We start from the raw sequence: 20,422 nt of genomic DNA on the forward strand, positions 1-20,422 counted from the left end.
TTGAACGGCACGGAGACGATGTCGCCCACCTTGATGAACTCGACGTCCGGACCCACCTCGACCACCTCGCCCGTGATCTCGTGCCCGAGCACGAGGTTCGCCGGGGCGGTGGTGCGCCCGCGCACCATGTGCTGGTCGGAGCCGCAGATGTTGGTGGCGACGGTTCTGAGGATGGCGCCGTGCGGAACCTTGCGGCCGACGTTGGCGGGGTTCACCCCCGGCCCGTCTTTCAGCTCGAACGTGGGGTAGTCGATGTCGATGACCTCGACCACGCCCGGCGCTTTGTAGGCCACAGCTCTGTTGTTTGACACGTGATCCTCCTTGATCGGGTGCGCCCCGAAAGAGGGCACATCGTGTCTCGCCCACGGTAGCCGAGCGTCCACCCGCCGAACCAGGTCGACAGGTGTTGGCCAGGTTCAGCGTCCGACGTGCCTTCCTGCGGCGTAGCCGAGGCCCACCGCCGTCGAGAGCCCGTTGCCCGAGGCGTAGCCGGCCGCCCCGTCGCGCCCCGAGATGCCGGCCGCCACCCCGCCGCCGGCGTAGAGCCCGGTGATCGGCGTGCCCGAGGTCGAGACCACTCGGGCGTGCTGGTCGACGGCCACGCCGCCCTGCGTGTGGAACAGGGCCGGATGCGTTCGGCAGACGTAGTAGGGAGCCTGGAGCCCGTTCCCGGCGAGATCGGTGCGGCCGAATTCGTCGGCCGTGCCGGCGGCAGCGGATGCTGCGGCGGCGGCCAGGGTGCCCGCGAGCGTCTGCCCGTCGCATCCGATGAGCGCCGCGAGGGCGGTCACATCCGGCGCCTCGGGCACGCAGCCGAGATCGATGATCTTCACGAACCGGGGCTCGTTGCGGGAAACGTAGTCGTAGATCCGCTGGTCCATGATGGTGAAGCTCTCGGAGGCGACCGAGGCGATCACCTCGGCGAAGGCCGAGTAGCCCACCGATTCGTCGCCCAGCCGGTGCCCGTCGGGGCCGACGATGACGGCGCCGAGTTCCACGGTGGTCCACGAGAGGATGTCGCCGGCCTCGGTCGCCACGGCGGCGTAGGCCTGATAGGCGGTCTCGTTGGCCAGGGCGGCCCCGAGCTGTTCGGCCCAGACGATCGACTCTCCGGTCGAGCCGGCGCCGCCGTGATAGGGCGTGTGCGCCATCACGGGGATCCAGCGTTCGAGCAGGGCACGACTGGCCGCGAATCCGTTCGAGGCCAGCAGCACGGCCTCGGCCCGGATGTCGTGACGCACACCATCCACAGGATCGACGGTCACTCCCGCCACCCGATCCGCCTCGACCAGGAGGCCGGCCACGGGCGTCCGGGTGCGGATCGTCACCCCCGCCCGGTCGCAGGCGCGCACGAGATCGGCGGTGAGGTTCGCCCCATTGCGGTCGGCCGGCGCGTGCAGCCGCGGCACGGAGTGCCCCACGTGCTTGTAGTCGGTGATCAGGTACAGCCCCACGGCGTGCTCGTCGACGAGCCACTCGATCACCTCGGCGGAGGACTCGGCCATCCAGGACACCAGTTCCTCGGCCTCGTGCGGTCCGCTGGTGCGCAGCAGATCCTCCACCATGCGAGCGGGGGAGTCGTCGATGCCGGCCTCGCGCTGGAAGCGCGTGCCGGCTCCGGGCACGGATCCGGTGCTCAGTGTCGTGTTGCCGCCCGGCTCGTCGAGCTTCTCGAGCACGAGCGCCGACTTGCCGGCCTCGCGCGCGGCGAGCGCGGCGACCAGGCCGCAGGCGCCGGCCCCGACGACCACGAAGTCGTACGATTCGCCCTCCGTCACCGATTCGCTCGCCGTCACAGCTTCGCCCGCCGTCGTCATTCGGCCACGGATTCGCCGAGCAGCGCCATCACCTCGGCGGTCGACGCGACATCCGCGTACTTCCGCGCCATGTCGAACAGGTTCACCTGGTGAACGGTCGACGAGCGGTCGTAGACGGCGTCGTGCGGCACCACCACCCGGAAGTTGTATGAGAATCCGTCCACGACCGTGCCGCGCACGCATCCGCTGGTCGTCGCCCCGGTCACCACGAGCGTGTCGACCCCCCGCTCGATCAGGAAGCTCAGCAGCGGCGTTCCGAAGAACGCGCTCGGGTGGCGCTTCGGCAGCAGGATCTCGCCGTCCACAGGAGCGATCGACTCCACGAAGTCGTACCCTTCCTCGGGAATCGACATGATGCCCGGCACCTTGGCACCGAGTCGCCCCTGGTCGAACGCCTTCTTCGGCGCGACGTACGGGTAGATGACCGGCCAGCCGTTGGCGCGGAACAACGGCAGCAGCTCGGCGACGTTGGCCAGCGCATCCCACCCCACGTCACCGCAGCTGGTGGTGAAGTCCTCCTCCACCGACTGGAAGAACGGCTTCGGCGTCATGCCCACCGTGCGGTACTGGGCGTCGATGATCAGCAGCGCGGGACGCGATCCGGTGCCCCCCGGCCGGCCGAAGCCCGCCGCCTCGTAACGGCGCAGATCGTCGTCGGTGATCACGTCCGCCCAGGGAGCGGGTGCGCCGGATGCCGCGCGCGCGATGGGTGCGGATGCGGATGCTTCGGTCACTTCGTCACTCCTTCGCTGCCGGCCTCGAGCGCGTCGAGTGCGCTCCGACCGCTGTGGTGGCGCGGCACGTAGTCGCCGGTGATCGTGCCGACCGCGCCGTCGCGCACCGTGAACCGCCCGCGCACGATGGTGTGGTCGATGCTCACCTCGGAGGTCCAGCCCTCCCACACGCTGTACTCCGCGCCCGAGTGCTGGCGCTCGGCCGCGATCTCGAACGGGCGCGCCGGGTCGACCACCACGAAGTCGGCGTCGAAGCCCACCCGCAGGGCGCCCTTGCGGTCGCCGAACCCGAACAGCTGAGCCGGCCGGGTGGCGGTCATGCTCACCACGGTCTCGAGCGGGATGCCGCGGCGCAGCGCCTCGGTGAGGAACAGCGGGAACATGGTGCCGCTGCCCGGGAACCCGGCCGAAGCCGCCCAGATGTCCTTGTCCTTGGCGCTGAAATGGCGGGGCACGTGGTCGGAGCCGAGCACGTCGATGCGGCCCTCGGCGATCGCTGTCCACAACGCCTCGTTGTCGGCCGCCGTGCGCAGCGGGGGATTGACCTTGCCGCGCGATCCGATCGGCGACTGCTCGTTGAGCGTGAGGTAGTGCGGGCAGGTCTCCACGAAGAGGTTCGGGTAGTGGCTCTTCTGCCGCTCGATGGCGGCGAGTGACTCGGGGCTCGTCACGTGCACGGCGTAGGCGGATGCTCCGGTGACGCTGGCGAGATAGCCCACGCGGCCCTCGGCCTCGGCCTCGACGTAGGGCGGGCGGATGGCGTTCCAGCCGGGGAGTCCCGCATCCGGTTCCTGCGGGGTGCGCTCGCGCAGGCGCCAGACGAGCTCGATGTTCTCGGCGTGCTGGGCGATCATGCCGCCGGCCTGGGCGGCGGCCTCGAGGGCGTCGAAGAGGAAGGCGTCGTCGTTGCCCGGCAGTCCGAGGTAGGCGCCCTCCTGCCCGCGGAAGTTGGTGAAGACCTTGTAGCTGGAGACACCGAGGTCCGCCGCGTACGACGGGATGTGCGCCACCTGCTCCGGGGTCACCACGCAGAAGTGGAACCCGAAGTCGGTGTGCGAGTTCGCCTCCATCACGGCGCGGGCATCGGGGAACACCTCTTCGTAGGGCTGCGGGCTCATCAGGTAGGCGATCATCGTGGTGACGCCTCCCGCGGCGGCCGAAGCGGTCTCCTTCTCGGCGTCGTCGACCGTCTTGGGGGCCGAGATGTCTTGCCCGAGGTGCACGTGGGCGTCGACGATGCCGGGCAGCACCCAACGGCCCGAGACGTCGACGACCTCGTCGGCGCCGAGCAGGGATCCGGGGGCGGCGATCGCGGCGATCGTCCCATCTTTCACGGCGAGGTCGGCGTCGGTGAGGCCGATGCCCGGAAGCACCGCTTTTCCGCCGCGCAGGATCAGGTCGAAGTCAGCCATGGTTCGGCTCCTCTGTGGTGTCGTCGGGGGGAGTGGCGTCTCGGGCGTTGTCGTCGTGGGCGGCCTGGATGCCGTCGGAGCGGGGCTCGAGCCCCAGCACGGTCAGCGTGTTCGCCAGCGAGAGTTCGAGGTGCTTCTCGAGCAGTGAGGTCGCGAGCGGCGTGTCACGGGCGCAGAGCGCCTCGAGAAACGCCTGGTGCTCGCCGTGGGCGTGCTCGCGCCGGGCTTGCGTGCGCTCGGTGTGGGTGAGGGCGAGGTAGAGGCGGTGGTTCACCGTGAGCGAGGCCGCCGTGAGGGCGGAGTTGCCCGAGAGGGTCACCATGCTCTGGTGGAAGTCGAGTTCGGCCACGTACGGCCCGGCGGTGAGCGGAACATCCGACTGAGCGGGAGCGGGCCGGGGGTCGGCGTCGAGCAGAACCCTCAGTGCCGCGAGCTCGTCGTCGCCGGCCCGCGCGATGACCAGCCGCACCGCATAGAGCTCCAGAGCGATGCGCAGTTCGTACGCCTCGATGATCTCGCGCGGCTCGTACTTGCGCACGAACGCTCCGCGGTGGCTCTGCAGCTGCAGCAGCCCCTCGCCGGCGAGCTTCTGGATGGCCTCGCGGAGCGGTCCGCGGCTCACGCCGAGCGAGTCGGCGATGGTGACCTCGTTCAGGCGCTCGCCGGGGGCGAGCGTGCCGTCGAGCACCATGTCGCGCAGGATCGCCTCGGTCTGGCCGGAGACGGTGCCGCGCCGGATGACGCCGGAGTGCGACGGGGAGGTGGGGGAGTGCTGCGATTCGGAGGTCATTTCACCAGGCTCAATTCGATTCCCTTGGTCTCTTTCAGGCGCAAGGCTGGGATCAGGGTAATGAGTGCCGTGACGATCACGAAGAAGGCGGGCGCGAGCGGGTTGCCGGTCACGCCGATCAGCCAGGTGCAGATGTAGGGCGCGGTTCCGCCGGCGAGGGCGGCTCCCACGCTGAACCCGAAGGCGATGCCGGTGTAGCGGATCTCGGTGGGGAACATCTCGGCGTAGGTGGAGAGCGCGACGCCCATCAGGGCGGAGTCGACCAGTCCCAGCACGATCTGGGCGAGCACGGCGATCACGCCGCCCTGCTCGAACAGCAGGAAGGCCGGCACGGCGAGCACGAGCGCGGCGATGGTGGCGCCCACGAACACGGGCTTGCGTCCGACCCGGTCGGAGAGGGCACCGAAGAACGGCATCGCGATCACCGAGACGAGCAGGGTGAGCGTGGTCGACATGTAGGCGAAGTCGGGATCGAAGCCGAGCACCGTCTGCATGTGGATGTTCACGTACACGTAGGCCACGTAGTAGGCCGAGAACAGCAGGATCGAGAGGGCGACGACGCGAAGGAGTGCGCCGGGGTGCCGGGTGAACATGATGCGCACGGGGGTCTGCTTCGCCACGGCGACCGAGGCCTTGGCGGCCTTGAACTCTTCGGTCTCCTCCAGCCCGCGGCGCACCCAGAACCCGAACAGGCCGAGCGGGATCGCGATCAGGAACGGCAGGCGCCAGCCCCACTCGCCCATCACCTCGCTGCCGAGGGCGAGGTTGAGGATGGTGACGACCACCGAGGCGATGAGCGAGCCGGCGAGGGCGCCCATCTGCGTGGTGGAGGTGAAGAGGCCGCGCTTGGCCTTCGGCGACTTCTCGGCCACGAACGAGGCGGCGCCGCCCAGCTCGCCGCCGGCCGCGAGGCCCTGCAGCGAGCGGGCCAGCACGAGCAGCACGGTGGCGCCGACGCCGATCGCCGCATAGGTCGGCAGGATGCCGATCAGGGCGCTGGCGGCCGCCATCAGGATGATCGTGAGGGCGAGGGCGTTCTTGCGGCCGAACTTGTCGCCGAAGTGCCCGAACAGCAGCGCGCCCACGGGCCGCAGCACGAAGGCCACGGCGAAGGTGGCGAGGGTCGACAGCAGCGCGGTGACCGGATCGCCGGCCGCGAAGAACTGCGCCGCGAGGATGGTGGCGACGTAGCCGTACACCGCGAAGTCGAAGTACTCGACGATCGATCCCACCGCTCCGGCGGCGATGACACGCGGCGAGATCCGGACCGGATCGGAGACGACTGAGGGGGAGCTGGAGCTCATGGGTTCTTTCCTTCTCCGTTGAAGTGGCGTGCACCCATGAAACCACACGAACTGCAGACTGTCTACAGTTTGCAGTTCGCAACAGAGCTCGCCGATTTCTCCGAGCGCAGGATGGAACCATCGCCGGGGCAGCGGACACTAGAGGGTATGGGGACGGAATTTCAGGATGCGGCCGCCGACTGGTCAGCCGCGTCGAGCGGCGACTCGGCGGCCTTCGCGCGGGTGTTCGACGCGCACCGGGATCGGGTGTTCGGGCAGGCGCTGCGCCTCATCCGCGACCCGCACGACGCGGAGGATGTGACGGCGATGGTGTTCTTCGAGGCCTGGCGCAAGCGGGCATCCGTTCGCGTGGTCGACGGCTCGATCGTCGGCTGGCTGCTGGTGACCACCAATCACGTGGTGCAGAACCTCGCGCGCAGCACCCGCCGCTATCGGGCGGTTCTCGAGCGCATCCCGAGGCCGTCGCTGAGCAGCGACCACCCCGATCCGGCCGACGAGGTGGGGGAGCGGCTGGATCGGGATGCGCGTGACGCGCAGGTGCGGGCGGCCTTCGTGCGGCTGTCGGTGGCCGACCAGAACGTGATGACCCTCTGTGTGCTCGAAGACCTGACGATGGAGCAGGCCGCCGCAGTGCTCGGAGTGCCGGCGGGCACCGTCAAGTCGCGCCTCTCGAGGGCGAAGGCGCGCCTGGCCGTCCATGCGGGCGAACTGCTCGCCGAACCCACGACGAACGTCACCGGAGGTGCGCGATGAACGACAGTCCTCGATTCGACGAGACGCGGAGCGCCGCCATCCGGTCTGCCCTGATCGACGCCGTCGAGCAGTCTCCCGTGCGTGACCGCCGTCGGCACGTGCGGATCGCCGTCGCGTCGGTGCTTGCTGCGCTCGGTCTCGGCTTGGGTGGCACGGCCGTGGCGTTCGCGGTGTCGGGCACCGATCTCTTCGGCGGCGGCATCGTCGCAGCCCCCTCGGCCACGTCGACACCGACTCCGGATGCGACGTCGGCACCCGATCCGTCGCCGTCGTCGACCGCCCCGGCCGAGCATCCGCTGGTCGTGACCGATGCGTCGATCCTGCCGCGTGATGTGCTCACCACACCCGCAGCAACCCCGGCCTGGTCGGTGCAGCTGCCGGGTGTGAGCGACAAGTGCACCTACGTGCAGGTGCTCGACGTGTCGGACGGGTTCGCCCTGTTCCAGTCCGGCCCGAACAGCGCGCCCGAGGACTCGAACTACGAGTGCGATCTCTCGGCCAGTCACTACGCGCTCACTCTGATCGACACGAGCACCGGCGCGCAGCTGTGGACCCGCGAGTGGAGCTGGGCGTTCACGCAGAGCGACCCGACCACGGCGACCCTGCTCGGCACCTCCGGCCGCGTTCTCGTGTGGGACTTCATGGGCGGTCCCGGTCCGAAAGAGGTGCTCGATCTCGCCACCGGAGAGACGCTCGCCTCCGTCACCGAGCCGGCGGGCTTCGATGTGACCAACCTCTACCCTGTGCCCGGCGACTCGGGCGATGTGAGCTTCGTGGCGCAGAAGCTCGACGACGCGGGGCAGCCGACCACGTCGTGGGCCGTCATGCGCGCGGACCCGCGGGATCTCGCCGCCCCGCGCTGGTCGGTGCCGATCGAGGCTGAGCGGGTGATGACCCAGCCGATCCAGAACTCGAGCTCGATCCTGCAGGTCGAGCGCCAGCCGTCGGGGGAGCTCGACGTGTACGACATCGACTCCGGCGCGCTCATGGTGGGAGCGGCGACCGATCGCGAGTACGACTACTACGACGGCTTCACGCTGCGGATCTCCGACTCGATCACCTACCAGATCGCGCGGACCGTGGCCGGAATCGACGACGCGGGCAACGAGATGTGGAGCCGCACCCTCGACTCGGGCTACGCGGTCGCTCCCGTTCGTCAGATCGGTGCACGACCGGGTGGCGCCGGGAGTGCGCTCGCCTCGCAGCTGCTGCTGATCGGGCCCGGCACCCAGCTCGAGCTGATCGACGGCCCGACCGGCCAGTCGCTCTGGACGGCCGACGGATCGGCCTGCCGGCCGGCTGCTGGTCTCGACGCCCCCGCGGTCGACTCCTACGGTTTCTCGCTCACCTCGGACGGCGTGATCGTGCAATCCACCGACGCCGGTTCGGCGTGCGGATTCGATCACGCGTCAGGCGCGATCGTCGACGTGTCGACGCGACCGAGCACCTGGGCCGGCGTGCAGGGCGTGCTCGCCCAGTACCAGCTCGAGGGCGCGGGCATGGGAACGGGAGGCCTCTACACCGACCCCACGGAGGTGTCGCCGCCCACCCCGATGCCGCAGAGCGGAACGGGCACCGCGCTCGACGCCGTCACGGGCGCGACCCTGTGGAGCGTGCCCGTCTACTACGACGAGCGCTGGACCTTCGCCGGCGGCTACCTCGTGGGCATCTCGCAGGGAAAGGTGTTCGGTATCGGCTGAGCGGCGGACCCCGACCCGCTCAGGCGGTGACGGAGTCGTCGGTGCTCTCTCCGTCGGCGCTCTTTGCCTCGGCGTCGCGCTTGCTGCGTCGGGACGTGCCGCCACTCGGGCCACCACCGAGCGAGAGAGTGGCGGCGAAGCCGATGGCGAGGAAGCCCGCAGCCGCGAAGGCCGAGTACTTCGTGCCGTCGGAGAACGCGATCTTCGCATCCTCCGCCACACCGCTCATCGACGGGTCGGCCTCGAGCCCCGCGATGGCGGCACCCGAGCTGTCGACCACCTGACCGACCAGCTGGTCGCGCGTGGACTCGGGGACGCCCGCATCCGTCAGCCGGCTGTCGAGCTGGGCGCTCGCCGTGGTGAAGAGCACGGTGCCGAGGATGGCGATGCCGAGCGCCGAGCCGATCTGGCGGGCGGTGCTCTGGGTACCCGACCCCTGTCCGCTCTGCTCGATCGGCACGTCTTTCAGCACGACGCCGGTGAGCTGCGCGGTCGCGAGTCCCACGCCGAAGCCATAGACGAAGAGGAACGGGATGAGCAGCCCCCAGGCGGTGTCGGGCGCGATGACGAAGCCGAGCCCCGCGACGCCCACGATCTCAGCTGCGAGCCCCACGCGCACGATGATGACGGGCGCGATCTTATTGCCGAAGGCACCGGCGAAGCCCGAGGCGACGAAGGATCCGACGGCGAGGGCCACGAGGATAAGCCCGGTCTGCAGCGCGTCGAAGCCGAGCACGTTCTGCAGCCACAGGGGCAGCGAGAGGATGATGCCGAACTCGCCGAGCGACACGATCATCGCGGCCAGGTTGCCGTTGCGGAAGCTCGGGATGCGGAAGAGGTCGAACGCGAGCATCGTGCTCTGCCCCCGGTGCATCCGTCGCCGCCCCCAGAGCACGAACCCGATGCCGGCGAGGATGGTGATGGCGAACGCGATGGGGATGGGGGAGAGCTCGAACGGCCAGCTCCAGTCGCCGATGGTGAGTGGGGTGTCGGTGAGCCACCAGCCGTAGGTGCGGCCCTGAATGAGGCCGAAGACGAGGGTGGCGCTGGTGACGACGGAGAGGAGGGCGCCGACCCAGTCGATGCGCTGGGGGAGGGCGCCTTCGGCCGTGGCGCGGGATTCGCGCACGAAGATCAGCAGTCCGACGATGATGATCACGCCGAGCGGGATGTTGATGCCGAACGCCCAGCGCCACGAGATGTAGGTCGTCAGCCAGCCGCCGAGCAGCGGCCCCACCGCGGTCATGCCGCCGATGGTCGACCCCCACACGGCGAAGGCGATGGCGCGATCGCGGCCGCGGAAGGTGGCGTTGATGATCGACAAGGTCGTCGGCAGCACCATGGCGCCGCCCACGCCCTGGATGACGCGGGCGCCGATGAGCAGGTCGCCCGTGGGCGCGAGGGCGGCCAGGATGCTCGCCCCGGCGAAGATCGCGACGCCCAGCATCAGCACGCGGCGTCGCCCGAAGCGGTCGGCGAGCGTTCCGAACACGAGCAGCAGCGCGGCGAACACGAGCGTGTACGACTCCTGCACCCACTGCACCTGGGTGGAAGAGATGCCGAGGTCGTCGATGATCGACGGGATGGCGACGTTCACGATCGTCGAGTCGACGATGATCAGGGCCACCGCGATACTGATGAACACCAGCCCGATCCACCGTGTGCGTGACGACATCGCGACCTCCTACTGCTCTCGCCGACTATTTCGCTAATCACCTTAGCTACTATTTGGCTTGATTGCTTCATCTCAACTAGATCTTTGCGCTATCTACACTTGTCGCCGAGTCGCTAGCGTGGGGGCATGACGAATCACCTCGGCCGCCCCTCCCGCGTGAGCATCTCTGCGTCAGGTGTTCTGCTCGCTGTCGCTGCGCTGCTCGGCGTGACGGGGTGTGTCGCGGCGGCGCCGGCATCCGATCCGCCTCCGTCGGCTGCGCTCTCCGAGTCGCCGTCGCCCGCCGCCGACGACCTGCCCTCTCTCGACGGAGCCTCGGCCGATACCCCCGAGTGCCAGGATGTTTCGCCCGCGGTCCTGGCCGCCGTCAATGCCACGATCAGCAACCCTCTACCCGGCGGATCGAACACCGTCCCCGCCCTCACGGCCACGCCCGACCCCGAGAATGCGGTCTGGCTCCTGACGGGGGCCATTCCCTCCACGTCGACGGCCGGCGGTGCGCTGGTCGCGTGGGCCACGACATCCGACCCCACCCAGCCCGAGTTCACCGGAGCCCTCCGCTCGGTCGGCAGCCAGACGGCCACCGTCTCCTCGGCCCCCGCCCTGCAGTTCACGGACGCCGAACCCGGCGGTCTCCCACCCGCGGCCCTCCGCTGCGCGGACACCCTGCCGCGCGGTTAGTGCGGGCCGCCCCCGACGAGGATGTCGATGAAGGCGAGCGCGGCGGGGCTTGGGTTGAAGGTGCTCCACGCGAGGTACTCCGACCGCGACGGGCCATCGATGATGGTCAGACGCGCCAGCGCGGGATTGTGAGGTGCGTACCTCGACGGCAGCAGGGCGATCGCCAGATTCTGGCGGATGAGGTCGATGGTGAGGCCGGTGGCCATCGACTCGAAGGCCACTTCTCGGTGGATTCCGGCTGCAGCGAAGGCCAGGTCGCTCTCGGCTCGGGCCGGGGTTCCGGCGGGGAAGTCGGCGAAGGTCTCGTTGGCGAGGTCTTGCAGCGTGATCTCGGTGTGGTGGGCGAGCCGGTGGTCATGGCTGACGATGGCCACGAGCTGATCCGACCCCAGGTGACGCCAGGCCACTCCGCGCGGCGCGCGGCTCTCGGGAAGTCCCAGAAGCCCGACGTCTATGTCGCCCTGGGTGATGGCCTCCTCGAGTTCGTCGCTGCCGGCGACATGCAGCGCGATCCGAACGTGGGGATGGGCCTGGCGGAAGGCTTTCAGTGCGGTCGATATGTCGACCGCTGTGACCGTCGGGATGACGCCGACCCCCAGTCGACCTCGAATCTGCCCGGCCGCCGCAGCGGCATCGATGGCGGCACGGTCGGCCGCCTTGAGGCTCTCGCGCGCTGACGCGACGAACGCGGAGCCTGCGGCGGTGAGTTCGACCCGCCGGCTGGTGCGGTTGAAGAGCATCACGCCGAGCTCGTCCTCCAGGCTCTTGATCCGGTGACTCAGGCCCGACTGAGCGACGTAGCAGCGCGCCGCAGCTCGGGTGAACGAACCCTCGTCTGCCACGGCGACGACGTACTTGAGCTGTTGCAGTTCCACCGATCTATCGTGCTGGATGATCGGTGCGAGCACAACCATGTGTTGGACGTATCAATCAATCGCTTGCACACTGATCGTCAACCACTGAAACGCGCCCCCGTAACGGCGCGTGGACCAGACCGGGCTGAAAGCCCCGCGAACGATTGGGACCAGAGTTGATCAGGCATATTTTTCTGTGGCAGGCGGCCGAACCGCGCGAGAGGGCGACCATCCTCGATCTTCTGGCACAGCTGTCGCACCGCCTTCCGATGATCCGCAGCTGGGAGCTCGGAGCCCACATCGGCGAGCCGAACGCCAACGGTGACCCGTGGGACGGCGCGCTCATCACCGATTTCGACTCGTGGGAAGACCTGGCGGCGTATTCGGACGATCCTTTCCACAACGAGATCGTGCAGCAGCTCCTGCCGCTGGTGCGTAGCCGGGCCGTCGTCGACTTCGTTCGCAAGGACGCCTGACATGCGGGCAGACATCACCGTGGCGACGAGCCCTTTCGGACCGGACGACGAACTCGGCGCCCTCAACAAACTGGCAGCGACCTCGCAGCAGAGCATCCTGACCCGGGTCGAGCCGTCGAAGACGTATGACCTCAGTGTCGACTACTTCGTGGGCATGCCGAGCTTCCAGGCCGCCGGCGACCCCTCGTACCAGATCTTCATGAGCCACACGCCGGACGGCACGATCGTCGACGACCTGAACGGCGCCGGGGAGCAGATCAACCGTCACGTCTGCTATTCGGGCGATGTCGTCTTCCTCTACACGCACACCGGAACTCACATCGACGCCCTCAACCACTTCGGCGTGGACGGTCACATCTACAACGGCTTTGCGGCGAAGGATTACCTCGGCAGCCGCGGCTGGACGAAGGGCGGGGTGGATGTCATCCCGCCGATCATCGCGCGGGCCGTGATGCTCGACATCGCGAAGTCCAAGGGTGTTGCGTGTCTCGACGACTCCTACGCGATCACGATCGCCGACATCGAGCAGGAGCTGGAGCGATCCGGCCTGAGCATCGAGGAGGGCGACGTCGTCTTCGTGCGCACCGGGCGCATGTCGTACTGGCCCGATGGTGCGAAGACCCTCGGCAACCCTCCCGGTCTGGGTCTGGACGCCTCGCGCTGGCTCACCGAGCAGGGGATTAGCGTCATCGGTGCCGACCAGGAGTGCGTCGAGGTAGGTCCCAGCGGCTACGAGGACAACTGGCTTCCCGGCCACTGCCACTTCCTTGCCGAGGCCGGGGTGCCGATGATCGAGCTCCTCAACCTCGAGGAGCTCTCGGAAGACGACGTCAACGAGTTCTGCGTCGTCGCCGCGCCGATCCGCCTCAAGGGAGCGACGGGTGCCCCCATCCGTCCGCTCGCCCTCCCGCTGCGCTGAACAATCGCACCGCCCCGAACCGCTCCACAGAACCACCGCACTGAACCGCTCCACAGAACCACCGTCCTGTTCCACCACACTGCGTTCCACGTTTTGAAGGAGAAGCTCATGGAGCTGAGAGGTACGAACGACACGGTCGAGGTCACCGACGCGCTAGGCCGCGAAGGTGCCGACGACGAACAGATGGGCCGATGGTCGTTGTTGATGGCGTTCTACGGCATCGCCAGCGCCATGTTCATGCTCTACATCGGCGCTGCGATGGCGGTCGCCTACGGCACGGCCGACGCTCTGATCGGGCTGGCACTGACAATCATCGTCTACAGCCTCATCAACAGGGTGCTGGCGAAGCACTCGATCCGCAACCGCACCACGGTCGCGCGGTTCTCGCGCACCATCCTGGGGAAGGCCGGCACGGTGATCGCCGCGATCATCCTGGCGCTCACGGCGATCTACTACGCCGTCTTCGAGGGCGAGATCGTGGTCTACGCCTTCCAGTCCGCCTTCGGGGGTGAGAAGTGGATCTGGAGTCTGGTCGTGGTCGCCTACTCCACCCCGCTCATCCTCGGGGGAGTCCGGCGCTTCCTCGACAAGCTCAACGGCTGGCTGCTTCCGCTCTACCTGATTGGTCTTGCCGTGATGGTGATCTGGGCCGGTGTGAGATACGGATTCTCCGACACCTGGCTCACGCAGACTCCCGGTCCCGAGCTGCCGCTGGCATCAGGTGGCCCGGGCTGGCTGGCGACCTTCTCGGCCTACCTGGGTGTGTGGGTGCTGATGATGTACGTGATGGACTTCGCCGCGCTCGGCAAGCGGAAGGATGTGAAATTCCACTCCCGGTACACCTTCACCTGGCCGTTCTGGCTCATCACCTACGGCCTGAACGCGCTGGTCGGCATCTTCCTGACGTTCACCATCCCCGGGCTGGAGGTCTCCGAATCCGGGCTGTCGGGTGGGCTCGTCGCGCTCATGGGACCGGTCGGCCTGATCATCATCCTGGTGTTCCAGACCCGCATCAACACCGCCAACTACTACATCGGCGCGGCGAACGTGCAGGAATTCGGCGAACGGCTCTTCCGGGTGAAGCTGCCGGCGTTTGTCTGGGTGATCGTGTCGTCGGTGATCATCTACGCGCTGATGCTGCTGCCGATCATCCAGTACCTCCTGATCGCGCTGGCGTGGCAGGGCGTTCTGGTGAGCGGCTGGGTGGCGATCGCACTCACGCACATCCTCCTGACTCGATCCCGGCAGGAGAGCGGACTGCTCGGCGACGAGCACTACCGTCACGTGCACGCCCCGGGGCTCATCGCCTGGGTCGCGGCGACGGTGATCGGCCTCTTCCTCACCAGCGCCTTCCCCTGGGGTGCCACTTGGGGACCCATTGCAACAGTGGTCGTGGCGAGCGGGCTCTATGCAGCGCTCCGGCCGCTGTTCCAACACCAGTCAGCCCTCCGCTCCTAGAAAGAAAGCAGAGATACAGAATGAGCCTGAAACTCGGGGTCTTCCTCCCCAACGGCCAGAACGGCTACATCATCTCGGAGAACGCTCCGCAGTACGAACCCACGTTCGAGCACTGCCTCGCCATCGCACAGGAGGCCGAGACCATCGGGCTCGACTTCGTGCTCTCGATGATCAAGTACCACGGCTTCGGTGGAAAGACCGGCTACTGGGACGGATGCCTCGACTCGGTCGCGCTGGCGACCGGTATCGCGGCCCTCACCAGCAGGATCGACGTGTTCGCCACCGTTCCTGTTCTCGGCATCCCTCCGGTGATCGCGGCGCGTCAGCTCGCGACCTTCGACGAGATCGCGAAGGGCCGCGGGGGAGTGAACCTCGTCACCGGCTGGAACCGCCCGGAGTACGAGCCCATGGGTCTGTGGCCCGGCGACAAGTATTACGAGCGCCGCTACGACTACGCGGCGGAGTACGTGCAGATCCTGCGCGGGCTGTGGCGCGACGGCCGGGTGACGTTCAAAGGCGAGTTCTTCGACATCGACGATGCGACGTGCTTCCCGAGCTCGGGCCGCGAGCTCCCGATCGTCACGGCCGGCCAGTCGACCAAGGGGCAGGTCTACACCGCGCACTACGGCGACTACAACTTCGTGTTCGGCGACCGCGACCTGCTGCCCACGATCACCAAGCCGATGCTCGAGGAGGCGGAGAAGGTTGGCCGCACGGTCAGAACCTACGCTCTGTTCACGATCATCGCGGCGGAAACCGATGAGGAGGCGCTTGCGAAGACCGAGTACATCGTGAGCGGTCAGGACACCGTGGCGCTCCAGAACGTCGCCGGCAGTGCGGCGCTCGATCCGCAGACCGGCGGCACCAGCGCGCACTTCGTGCAGGGTCTCACCGCTCCTGCGGAGGAGGGCAACCTGACCTTCATGAGCTTCCCGGTGATCCACGGCTCGTACGAGTCCGTCGCCGAGCAGATCGCCACGCTGCAGCGGGATACCGGTGTCGCCGGTGTGCTGATGACCTTCGTCGACTACGTGCCCGACATCAAGGTCTTCGGCGAGAGGGTGCTGCCGCTCATTCACGAGAAGCTGGCCGCGCTCGCGACCGTCTGACCACCCAGCGGTCCCGGGCTCAGGCCCGGGACCGGCTCCACCAGCTAGGACATGACATGAACCACCAGGCAACCGGCGAGGTGCTCTCCCTCTCGATCGAAGATGCGGGCGATGGGCTGAGCCCAGAAGTCTTCAGAGACCTCTTCCGAAACCATCCGGCGGGTGTGGCGATCATCACGGCGGATGACGGCAGCGGGCCCGTGGCATTGACGGCGTCGTCGGTGAGTTCTGTCAGCGCGGAGCCCCCGCTCTTGATGTTCTCCCTGTCGGACCAGTCGTCGGCGTCATCCGTCATCCGTGAGTCGGAGACGCTGGTCGTCCACCTGCTCGGTGTCGGTGAACTGCCGCTCGCGAGGCTCGGGTCGACCAGCGGCGTGGACCGATTCGCGAGCAGTACCGAGTGGACGCGGCTGCCCAGCGGTGAGCCCTTGTTCCATTCGGCCAAGGCTTGGATCCGGGCTCGGATCATCCACAGCGTCACCGCGGGCACGTCGACGATCGTCATCGTGCACGCGCTCGAATCCGGGGCGAACGGCGGGCACGAGCACGACCGTGACGGCCGTCCCTTGGTGTATCACAACCGCACGTGGCACGCGCTCAGCGACCGTTCGCTGGCCGAGTAGAAGAGGTGGATCGATGACAAGCGAAGCGGATGCGCTACCCGTCCTGAGAGTGCGCGTGCTGCAGCTCGCCTACGACGACGACGAGACGGTCGCGGAGCGCGTGCGCCGGGTGGCCGACCTGGTGGCCCGGCAGCGCGACGCCGACCTGATCGTGCTGCCCGAACTGTGGGCTCCCGGCTACTTCACGTTCCCCCGCTGGGCCGAGCGAGCGGAGACGCTCGACGGCCCCACAGTGACGGCGATGGCCGAAGCGGCGCGGTCGGCGAACGCGGTCGTGCACCTGGGCTCGATCCTGGAGCGCGCCGATGCCGGGGCCGCCGCCACCGGCGCTGCGGTGCCGGCGGGTGGACGGGGCCTGTGGAACACTTCCGTCGTTCTCGGGGCGGACGGATCGCGGATCGCCGCGTACCGCAAGATCCACCCCTTCGGCTTCGGGGAGGGCGAGCCGACCCTGATCGATGCGGGGACGGATCTCGTCGCCGTCGCCGTCGACCGCGCCGAAGCATCCGCCGTGGTCGGTCTCGCGACCTGCTACGACCTCCGCTTTCCCGAGCTGTTCCGCCAGCTCACGGCGGTCGGCGCGACGGTCTTCACGGTGCCGGCCGCGTGGCCTGCGGCGCGTCGCGAGCACTGGCAGGTGCTCGGCCGGGCGCGGGCGATCGAGAACCAGGCGTTCGTGGTGCAGTGCAACACGGGCGGAACTCACGGAGGGGTGACGCTGGACGGCCACAGCCAGATCATCTCGCCCCAGGGCGTGGTGCTCGCGCAGGCCGGCGCCGGTGAGCAGGTACTCGCGGTCGACCTAGACCTGCACGGCCTCGATGAGTACCGGCGGGCCTTCCCCGTGCTGGCCGACCGCCGCCTCTGAGCCGCTTTCCCGCCGCCCGTGAAAGTTTTTCGGCCGGGGTGCATCCAAAACGGGGTCTGCGCGGGAAGTGGGGGTGAAAGCAGTTTTCCCCCTGCTCCTCGTGAGCACGATCTGGAGGTACTCATGCGTAAGATCCTCATCTCAGGGCTTGCCGCCGGCGCTCTCATCGCCGTCAGCGCCGCTCTCCCCGCAGCGGCCGCCGATGGCGACGCGTCGCTGTCGGTTCTGCACGCGGTTCCGGGCGTCACCGTCGACGTCTATGTCGACGGTGCACTCACCCTCGACGACTTCACGCCCGGCACGCTCGCCGGGCCGCTGGCGCTGCCGGCAGGAACGTACTCGGTGGCGATCACCGCATCGGATGCGGCCGACGCGAGTGCCCCGGTCATCGGCCCCATCGACCTGAACCTCGCCGCCGGCGGCAACTACACCGCCGTCGCGCACCTGGACCCGGCCGGCACCCCCACCGCCACGCTCTACACGAACGACACCGCCACGATCGCGGCCGGGCAGGGCAAACTGACCGTGCGTCACGACGCCGCGGCACCGGCCGTCGACGTGCTCGCCGGCGGAACCCCGGTGATCACCAACCTCTCCAACCCGGCCGAGTCGGTGCTCACGCTGCCCGCGGGAACGGTCTCCGCATCCGTCGCCGCCACCGGGACCACCGACCCGGTGATCGGCCCGGCGGATGTCGTGGTCGCCGAGGGCACCAACACGATCGTCTACGCGTGGGGCAGCCTCGCCGACGGCAACCTCGCGCTCGCGGTGCAGACCATCGGCGGTCTGCACTCGAACCCCGACGGAGTGCCCGCGGGCAACGCCGGTCTCGTCGCCACGAACCAGCCGGCCGACAGCGCGCCGGTGTGGATCGGTGCGGCCGTGCTGCTGATGCTCGGCTCCGCGGTCGCCGCTGTGGCGGTCCGTCGCCAGAACGCGGCGAAGGCCGGACGCTGACCGAGAGTCGGCTGCCGACCGCCCTGGCCGGGGTGAACTTCCTGCACGCCCCGGCCAGGGCATCCGCCGTGCTCGCGATCGTCGTCGGCACGGTGGTGCTGCTCAGCGGCTGCGCGCCGGGAGGCCCGGCTGTGGACGCGTCAGGCGCGACACCAGCGGCGGTCGCTCCCTCGGCGTCGCCGACTCCCACGCCGACTCCGGATGCGGGCGGCCCGGACGCCATCGCCGCCGTGCCCGACGTGCCGCGCGCAGACGCGGGGCTCGGTGCGGCCACCGCTGCGCCGACCGTTCCGCCGACGCGGGTGGAAGTGCCCGAACTCGGGATCGACGTGTCGGTCGCAGAAGAAGGGGTCGACGCCGACGGGGCGCTGGCCCTCTCCTCCGACCCGAGTATCGCCTCGTGGTATCGCTGGGGTCCGTCGCCGTGGAGCGCGGCGGGCGCCACCGTCATCGCGTCGCACGTCGACTCGCTCGACTACGGCATCGGGCAGTTCGCACGCCTCGCGAGCGCTCCGGTGGGTACCACCATCAGCGTCACGGCCGCCGATGGACGCGTTGCCGGCTTCACGGTGCAGCAGGTCGAGCTGCTGTCGAAGACGCAGATCGACTGGAACGGCGTGTTCGACCGAACGGGCACCCCGCGGCTGGTGCTGGTGACCTGCGGCGGCGAATTCGACTACGACACCGGTCACTATCTCAGCAATGTGATCGTGACCGCCGTTCCGATCGCGTGAGAGGAGGGCGGGTATGCTCGATCCGATGGCGACGGCGCCCACTCCGCGCTGCGAGCATCCGAACGGTCCGGCCCGCGATCATGCGGGGGTGTGGAGGAGGCGGTGTGTCCCGGTGACAGATCGATTCTCCGGCGGAACGCCAGACAGCAGCTCTGGCAGCGCCCCTGACAGCACCTCTCCCGGTGACGACGCCGACACTCCTGACGCAACCGCCGCCGCCGACCGTGCCCTCTTCGCCGCGTTCCGCGACGGTGACGAGCGGGCGCTCGCCGAGGCGTACTCGCGCTGGTCGGCCCTCGTGCACACGCTCGCGCTCCGATCGCTGGGCGATCCGCGCGATGCCGAAGACGTGACCCAGAAGGTCTTCGTGTCGGCGTGGAGGGGCCGGGCGGGATTCGACCCGGCCCGGTCGCCGTTGGGTGCGTGGCTGGTGGGCATCGCCCGGCACTGCATCGCCGATGCCCATGAGGCCCGCAGCCGCCTCCGCCGGGCCGAGGAGGCGCACGTCGTCCGCACGCCGCCGGCCGAGGTCGATGCCACGGAGAAGCTGACCGAGAGCCTGGTGATCGTGGACGAGTTGAACCGACTCGAGCCCGTCCCGCGCCAGGTGATGAAGCTGGCGTTCTACGATGATCGCACCCACGTGCAGATCGCCCATGACCTCGATCTTCCCCTCGGCACCGTGAAGAGCCACATCCGTCGAAGTCTCACTCGGCTCCGAATACGTCTGGAGGTGAACGATGACTCATATTGATGCCGACGCACTCGCGATGATCGCGTTGGGCGATGCCGGCCCGAGCACACTCGAGCGCGCTCACCTGGCCGAATGCGCCCGCTGCTCGGAGGAACTGGCGGCGCTCAGCCGCACCGTGCAGCTCGGCCGATCCGAGGATGCCCCGGAGCTCGTCGCTCCGTCGGCGGACGTCTGGACCCGCATCAGTGCCGAACTCGGCCTCGCCGAGGCGCCGCTGGCGCATCCGGATGCTCATCCGTCATCCGTGCTCGCCCCGTCCGCCGAGCAATCCCCGTCAGCCGCCACCCCGCCGCTCGCCCCCCATCACGCCACCCGGCGTCGCCGGTTGACCGGTCGATCCCGCATCTGGGTGCCGCTGGCCGCTGCCGGTGTCGTTCTGGGTGTGGTCGCCGGTGCCGGCCTCGGAGTCTGGTGGCAGACGGCGCAGCAGTCGACGCGCGGCATCGCGGTCGCCGGAGCAGAGCTCACCCCGTTCCCCGGCTGGCCGGATGCGCGGGGCAGTGCCGTGGTCGAGCAGGATCCCGACGGCCGTCGCCGGGTGGTCGTCGACGTCGACCCGCAGACCGACGCCAGTGGCGGCGCGTCGCCGCTGCGCGAGGTGTGGTTGATCCGCTCCGACGGAACGGGCCTGGTCAGCATCGGATTCCTCGACGGCCCGGAGGGCTCGTTCGACGTGCCGGACGGCATCGACCTCGACCAGTACTCCCTGGTCGACATCTCCGCCGAGGCCGACGACGGCGACCCCACGCACTCCGGCGACTCGATCGTGCGGGGCGAGCTCCGCGCGCTCTGACCGTCCGGCAG

Annotated in this window: 21 protein-coding genes; 13 read left to right on the plus strand and 8 right to left on the minus strand. The window is 68.8% G+C overall.

Annotated elements, in window-relative coordinates:
* The 6 genes from Q0D75_RS12475 to Q0D75_RS12500 all read right to left on the minus strand — a co-directional run.
* The coding region (locus Q0D75_RS12475) for an alcohol dehydrogenase catalytic domain-containing protein (RefSeq protein WP_291053877.1) at positions 1–311 on the minus strand (311 nt) is incomplete at its 3' end.
* 105 nt (positions 312–416) lie between these two features.
* A complete protein-coding gene (locus tag Q0D75_RS12480) occupies positions 417–1,817 on the minus strand; it encodes an FAD-dependent oxidoreductase (RefSeq protein WP_291053879.1) in 1,401 nt (466 codons plus the stop codon).
* Positions 1,814–2,551 carry an isochorismatase family protein gene (locus tag Q0D75_RS12485; protein WP_291053881.1) on the minus strand — a complete coding sequence of 246 codons (738 nt, stop codon included), beginning with the start codon at positions 2,549–2,551 and terminating at the stop codon, positions 1,814–1,816. The genes Q0D75_RS12480 and Q0D75_RS12485 overlap by 4 nt, the downstream gene beginning before the upstream one ends.
* Positions 2,548–3,963, minus strand: coding sequence for an amidohydrolase family protein (locus Q0D75_RS12490; RefSeq protein WP_291053884.1), 1,416 nt, complete (start codon positions 3,961–3,963; stop codon positions 2,548–2,550). Before Q0D75_RS12490 ends, Q0D75_RS12485 begins: the two co-directional genes overlap by 4 nt.
* Positions 3,956–4,753, minus strand: coding sequence for a GntR family transcriptional regulator (locus tag Q0D75_RS12495; protein ID WP_291053886.1), 798 nt, complete (start codon positions 4,751–4,753; stop codon positions 3,956–3,958). The genes Q0D75_RS12490 and Q0D75_RS12495 overlap by 8 nt, the downstream gene beginning before the upstream one ends.
* Positions 4,750–6,057, minus strand: coding sequence for an MFS transporter (locus tag Q0D75_RS12500; RefSeq protein ID WP_291053888.1), 1,308 nt, complete (start codon positions 6,055–6,057; stop codon positions 4,750–4,752). The genes Q0D75_RS12495 and Q0D75_RS12500 overlap by 4 nt, the downstream gene beginning before the upstream one ends.
* Before the next feature lie 147 nt (positions 6,058–6,204).
* On the opposite strand from Q0D75_RS12500, the gene Q0D75_RS12505 reads away from it, so the two are divergent.
* Both Q0D75_RS12505 and Q0D75_RS12510 read left to right on the plus strand, forming a co-directional pair.
* A complete protein-coding gene (locus Q0D75_RS12505; protein ID WP_291053890.1) occupies positions 6,205–6,810 on the plus strand; it encodes a sigma-70 family RNA polymerase sigma factor in 606 nt (201 codons plus the stop codon).
* Positions 6,807–8,510 (plus strand): hypothetical protein, encoded by a 1,704-nt coding sequence (locus Q0D75_RS12510; RefSeq protein WP_291053892.1) that lies wholly within the window; start codon positions 6,807–6,809, stop codon positions 8,508–8,510. The genes Q0D75_RS12505 and Q0D75_RS12510 overlap by 4 nt, the downstream gene beginning before the upstream one ends.
* 19 nt (positions 8,511–8,529) lie before the next feature.
* Here the strand turns inward: Q0D75_RS12510 and Q0D75_RS12515 are convergent, their stop codons facing one another.
* Complete coding sequence (locus Q0D75_RS12515) at positions 8,530–10,185, minus strand: DHA2 family efflux MFS transporter permease subunit (protein WP_291053894.1); 1,656 nt, start codon at positions 10,183–10,185, stop codon at positions 8,530–8,532.
* A gap of 126 nt (positions 10,186–10,311) precedes the next feature.
* On the opposite strand from Q0D75_RS12515, the gene Q0D75_RS12520 reads away from it, so the two are divergent.
* Positions 10,312–10,866 carry a hypothetical protein gene (locus Q0D75_RS12520; protein ID WP_291053895.1) on the plus strand — a complete coding sequence of 185 codons (555 nt, stop codon included), beginning with the start codon at positions 10,312–10,314 and terminating at the stop codon, positions 10,864–10,866.
* Here Q0D75_RS12520 and Q0D75_RS12525 read toward each other — a convergent pair.
* Positions 10,863–11,741 carry a LysR family transcriptional regulator gene (locus Q0D75_RS12525; RefSeq protein ID WP_291053897.1) on the minus strand — a complete coding sequence of 293 codons (879 nt, stop codon included), beginning with the start codon at positions 11,739–11,741 and terminating at the stop codon, positions 10,863–10,865. The genes Q0D75_RS12520 and Q0D75_RS12525 overlap by 4 nt on opposite strands.
* Before the next feature lie 155 nt (positions 11,742–11,896).
* Between Q0D75_RS12525 and Q0D75_RS12530 the strand changes: the two genes are divergently transcribed.
* From Q0D75_RS12530 to Q0D75_RS12575, 10 genes are all read left to right on the plus strand, one after another.
* The gene (locus Q0D75_RS12530; protein WP_291053899.1) at positions 11,897–12,196 is read left to right on the plus strand and encodes a Dabb family protein; all 300 of its coding nucleotides are present in this window, start codon (positions 11,897–11,899) and stop codon (positions 12,194–12,196) included.
* 1 nt (position 12,197) lies between these two features.
* Entirely contained in the window at positions 12,198–13,115 is a 918-nt protein-coding gene (locus Q0D75_RS12535; protein ID WP_291053901.1) for a cyclase family protein, read from the plus strand.
* A gap of 108 nt (positions 13,116–13,223) precedes the next feature.
* On the plus strand, positions 13,224–14,573 hold the full coding sequence (locus tag Q0D75_RS12540) for a permease (RefSeq protein WP_291053903.1): 1,350 nt from the start codon (positions 13,224–13,226) through the stop codon (positions 14,571–14,573).
* A 20-nt stretch (positions 14,574–14,593) separates the two neighbouring features.
* On the plus strand, positions 14,594–15,682 hold the full coding sequence (locus Q0D75_RS12545; protein WP_291053905.1) for an LLM class flavin-dependent oxidoreductase: 1,089 nt from the start codon (positions 14,594–14,596) through the stop codon (positions 15,680–15,682).
* 56 nt (positions 15,683–15,738) lie between these two features.
* Positions 15,739–16,305, plus strand: coding sequence for a flavin reductase family protein (locus Q0D75_RS12550; protein ID WP_291053907.1), 567 nt, complete (start codon positions 15,739–15,741; stop codon positions 16,303–16,305).
* Between the two features lie 13 nt (positions 16,306–16,318).
* A complete protein-coding gene (locus Q0D75_RS12555) occupies positions 16,319–17,173 on the plus strand; it encodes a carbon-nitrogen family hydrolase (RefSeq protein WP_291053908.1) in 855 nt (284 codons plus the stop codon).
* Positions 17,174–17,296: 123 nt separating this feature from the next.
* A complete protein-coding gene (locus Q0D75_RS12560) occupies positions 17,297–18,130 on the plus strand; it encodes a DUF4397 domain-containing protein (RefSeq protein ID WP_291053910.1) in 834 nt (277 codons plus the stop codon).
* A gap of 32 nt (positions 18,131–18,162) precedes the next feature.
* Entirely contained in the window at positions 18,163–18,864 is a 702-nt protein-coding gene (locus Q0D75_RS12565) for a class F sortase (protein ID WP_291053912.1), read from the plus strand.
* Positions 18,865–18,976: 112 nt separating this feature from the next.
* Entirely contained in the window at positions 18,977–19,618 is a 642-nt protein-coding gene (locus Q0D75_RS12570) for a sigma-70 family RNA polymerase sigma factor (RefSeq protein ID WP_291053914.1), read from the plus strand.
* Positions 19,605–20,411 (plus strand): anti-sigma factor, encoded by an 807-nt coding sequence (locus tag Q0D75_RS12575; RefSeq protein WP_291053916.1) that lies wholly within the window; start codon positions 19,605–19,607, stop codon positions 20,409–20,411. The genes Q0D75_RS12570 and Q0D75_RS12575 overlap by 14 nt, the downstream gene beginning before the upstream one ends.
* Positions 20,412–20,422: the final 11 nt, after the last annotated feature.

The sequence above is a fragment of the Herbiconiux sp. genome, assembly GCF_023264855.1.
Lineage (GTDB): Bacteria > Actinomycetota > Actinomycetes > Actinomycetales > Microbacteriaceae > Herbiconiux.

Coding starts and splice junctions, on each gene's coding strand:
- Q0D75_RS12490 (WP_291053884.1), bottom strand. CDS start 3,963: ATGGCTGACTTCGACCTGATCCTGCGCGGCGGAAAAGCGGTGCTTCCG.
- Q0D75_RS12575 (WP_291053916.1), top strand. CDS start 19,605: ATGACTCATATTGATGCCGACGCACTCGCGATGATCGCGTTGGGCGAT.
- Q0D75_RS12545 (WP_291053905.1), top strand. CDS start 14,594: ATGAGCCTGAAACTCGGGGTCTTCCTCCCCAACGGCCAGAACGGCTAC.
- Q0D75_RS12510 (WP_291053892.1), top strand. CDS start 6,807: ATGAACGACAGTCCTCGATTCGACGAGACGCGGAGCGCCGCCATCCGG.
- Q0D75_RS12480 (WP_291053879.1), bottom strand. CDS start 1,817: ATGACGACGGCGGGCGAAGCTGTGACGGCGAGCGAATCGGTGACGGAG.
- Q0D75_RS12550 (WP_291053907.1), top strand. CDS start 15,739: ATGAACCACCAGGCAACCGGCGAGGTGCTCTCCCTCTCGATCGAAGAT.
- Q0D75_RS12500 (WP_291053888.1), bottom strand. CDS start 6,057: ATGAGCTCCAGCTCCCCCTCAGTCGTCTCCGATCCGGTCCGGATCTCG.
- Q0D75_RS12520 (WP_291053895.1), top strand. CDS start 10,312: ATGACGAATCACCTCGGCCGCCCCTCCCGCGTGAGCATCTCTGCGTCA.
- Q0D75_RS12505 (WP_291053890.1), top strand. CDS start 6,205: ATGGGGACGGAATTTCAGGATGCGGCCGCCGACTGGTCAGCCGCGTCG.
- Q0D75_RS12535 (WP_291053901.1), top strand. CDS start 12,198: ATGCGGGCAGACATCACCGTGGCGACGAGCCCTTTCGGACCGGACGAC.
- Q0D75_RS12555 (WP_291053908.1), top strand. CDS start 16,319: ATGACAAGCGAAGCGGATGCGCTACCCGTCCTGAGAGTGCGCGTGCTG.
- Q0D75_RS12560 (WP_291053910.1), top strand. CDS start 17,297: ATGCGTAAGATCCTCATCTCAGGGCTTGCCGCCGGCGCTCTCATCGCC.
- Q0D75_RS12495 (WP_291053886.1), bottom strand. CDS start 4,753: ATGACCTCCGAATCGCAGCACTCCCCCACCTCCCCGTCGCACTCCGGC.
- Q0D75_RS12540 (WP_291053903.1), top strand. CDS start 13,224: ATGGAGCTGAGAGGTACGAACGACACGGTCGAGGTCACCGACGCGCTA.
- Q0D75_RS12515 (WP_291053894.1), bottom strand. CDS start 10,185: ATGTCGTCACGCACACGGTGGATCGGGCTGGTGTTCATCAGTATCGCG.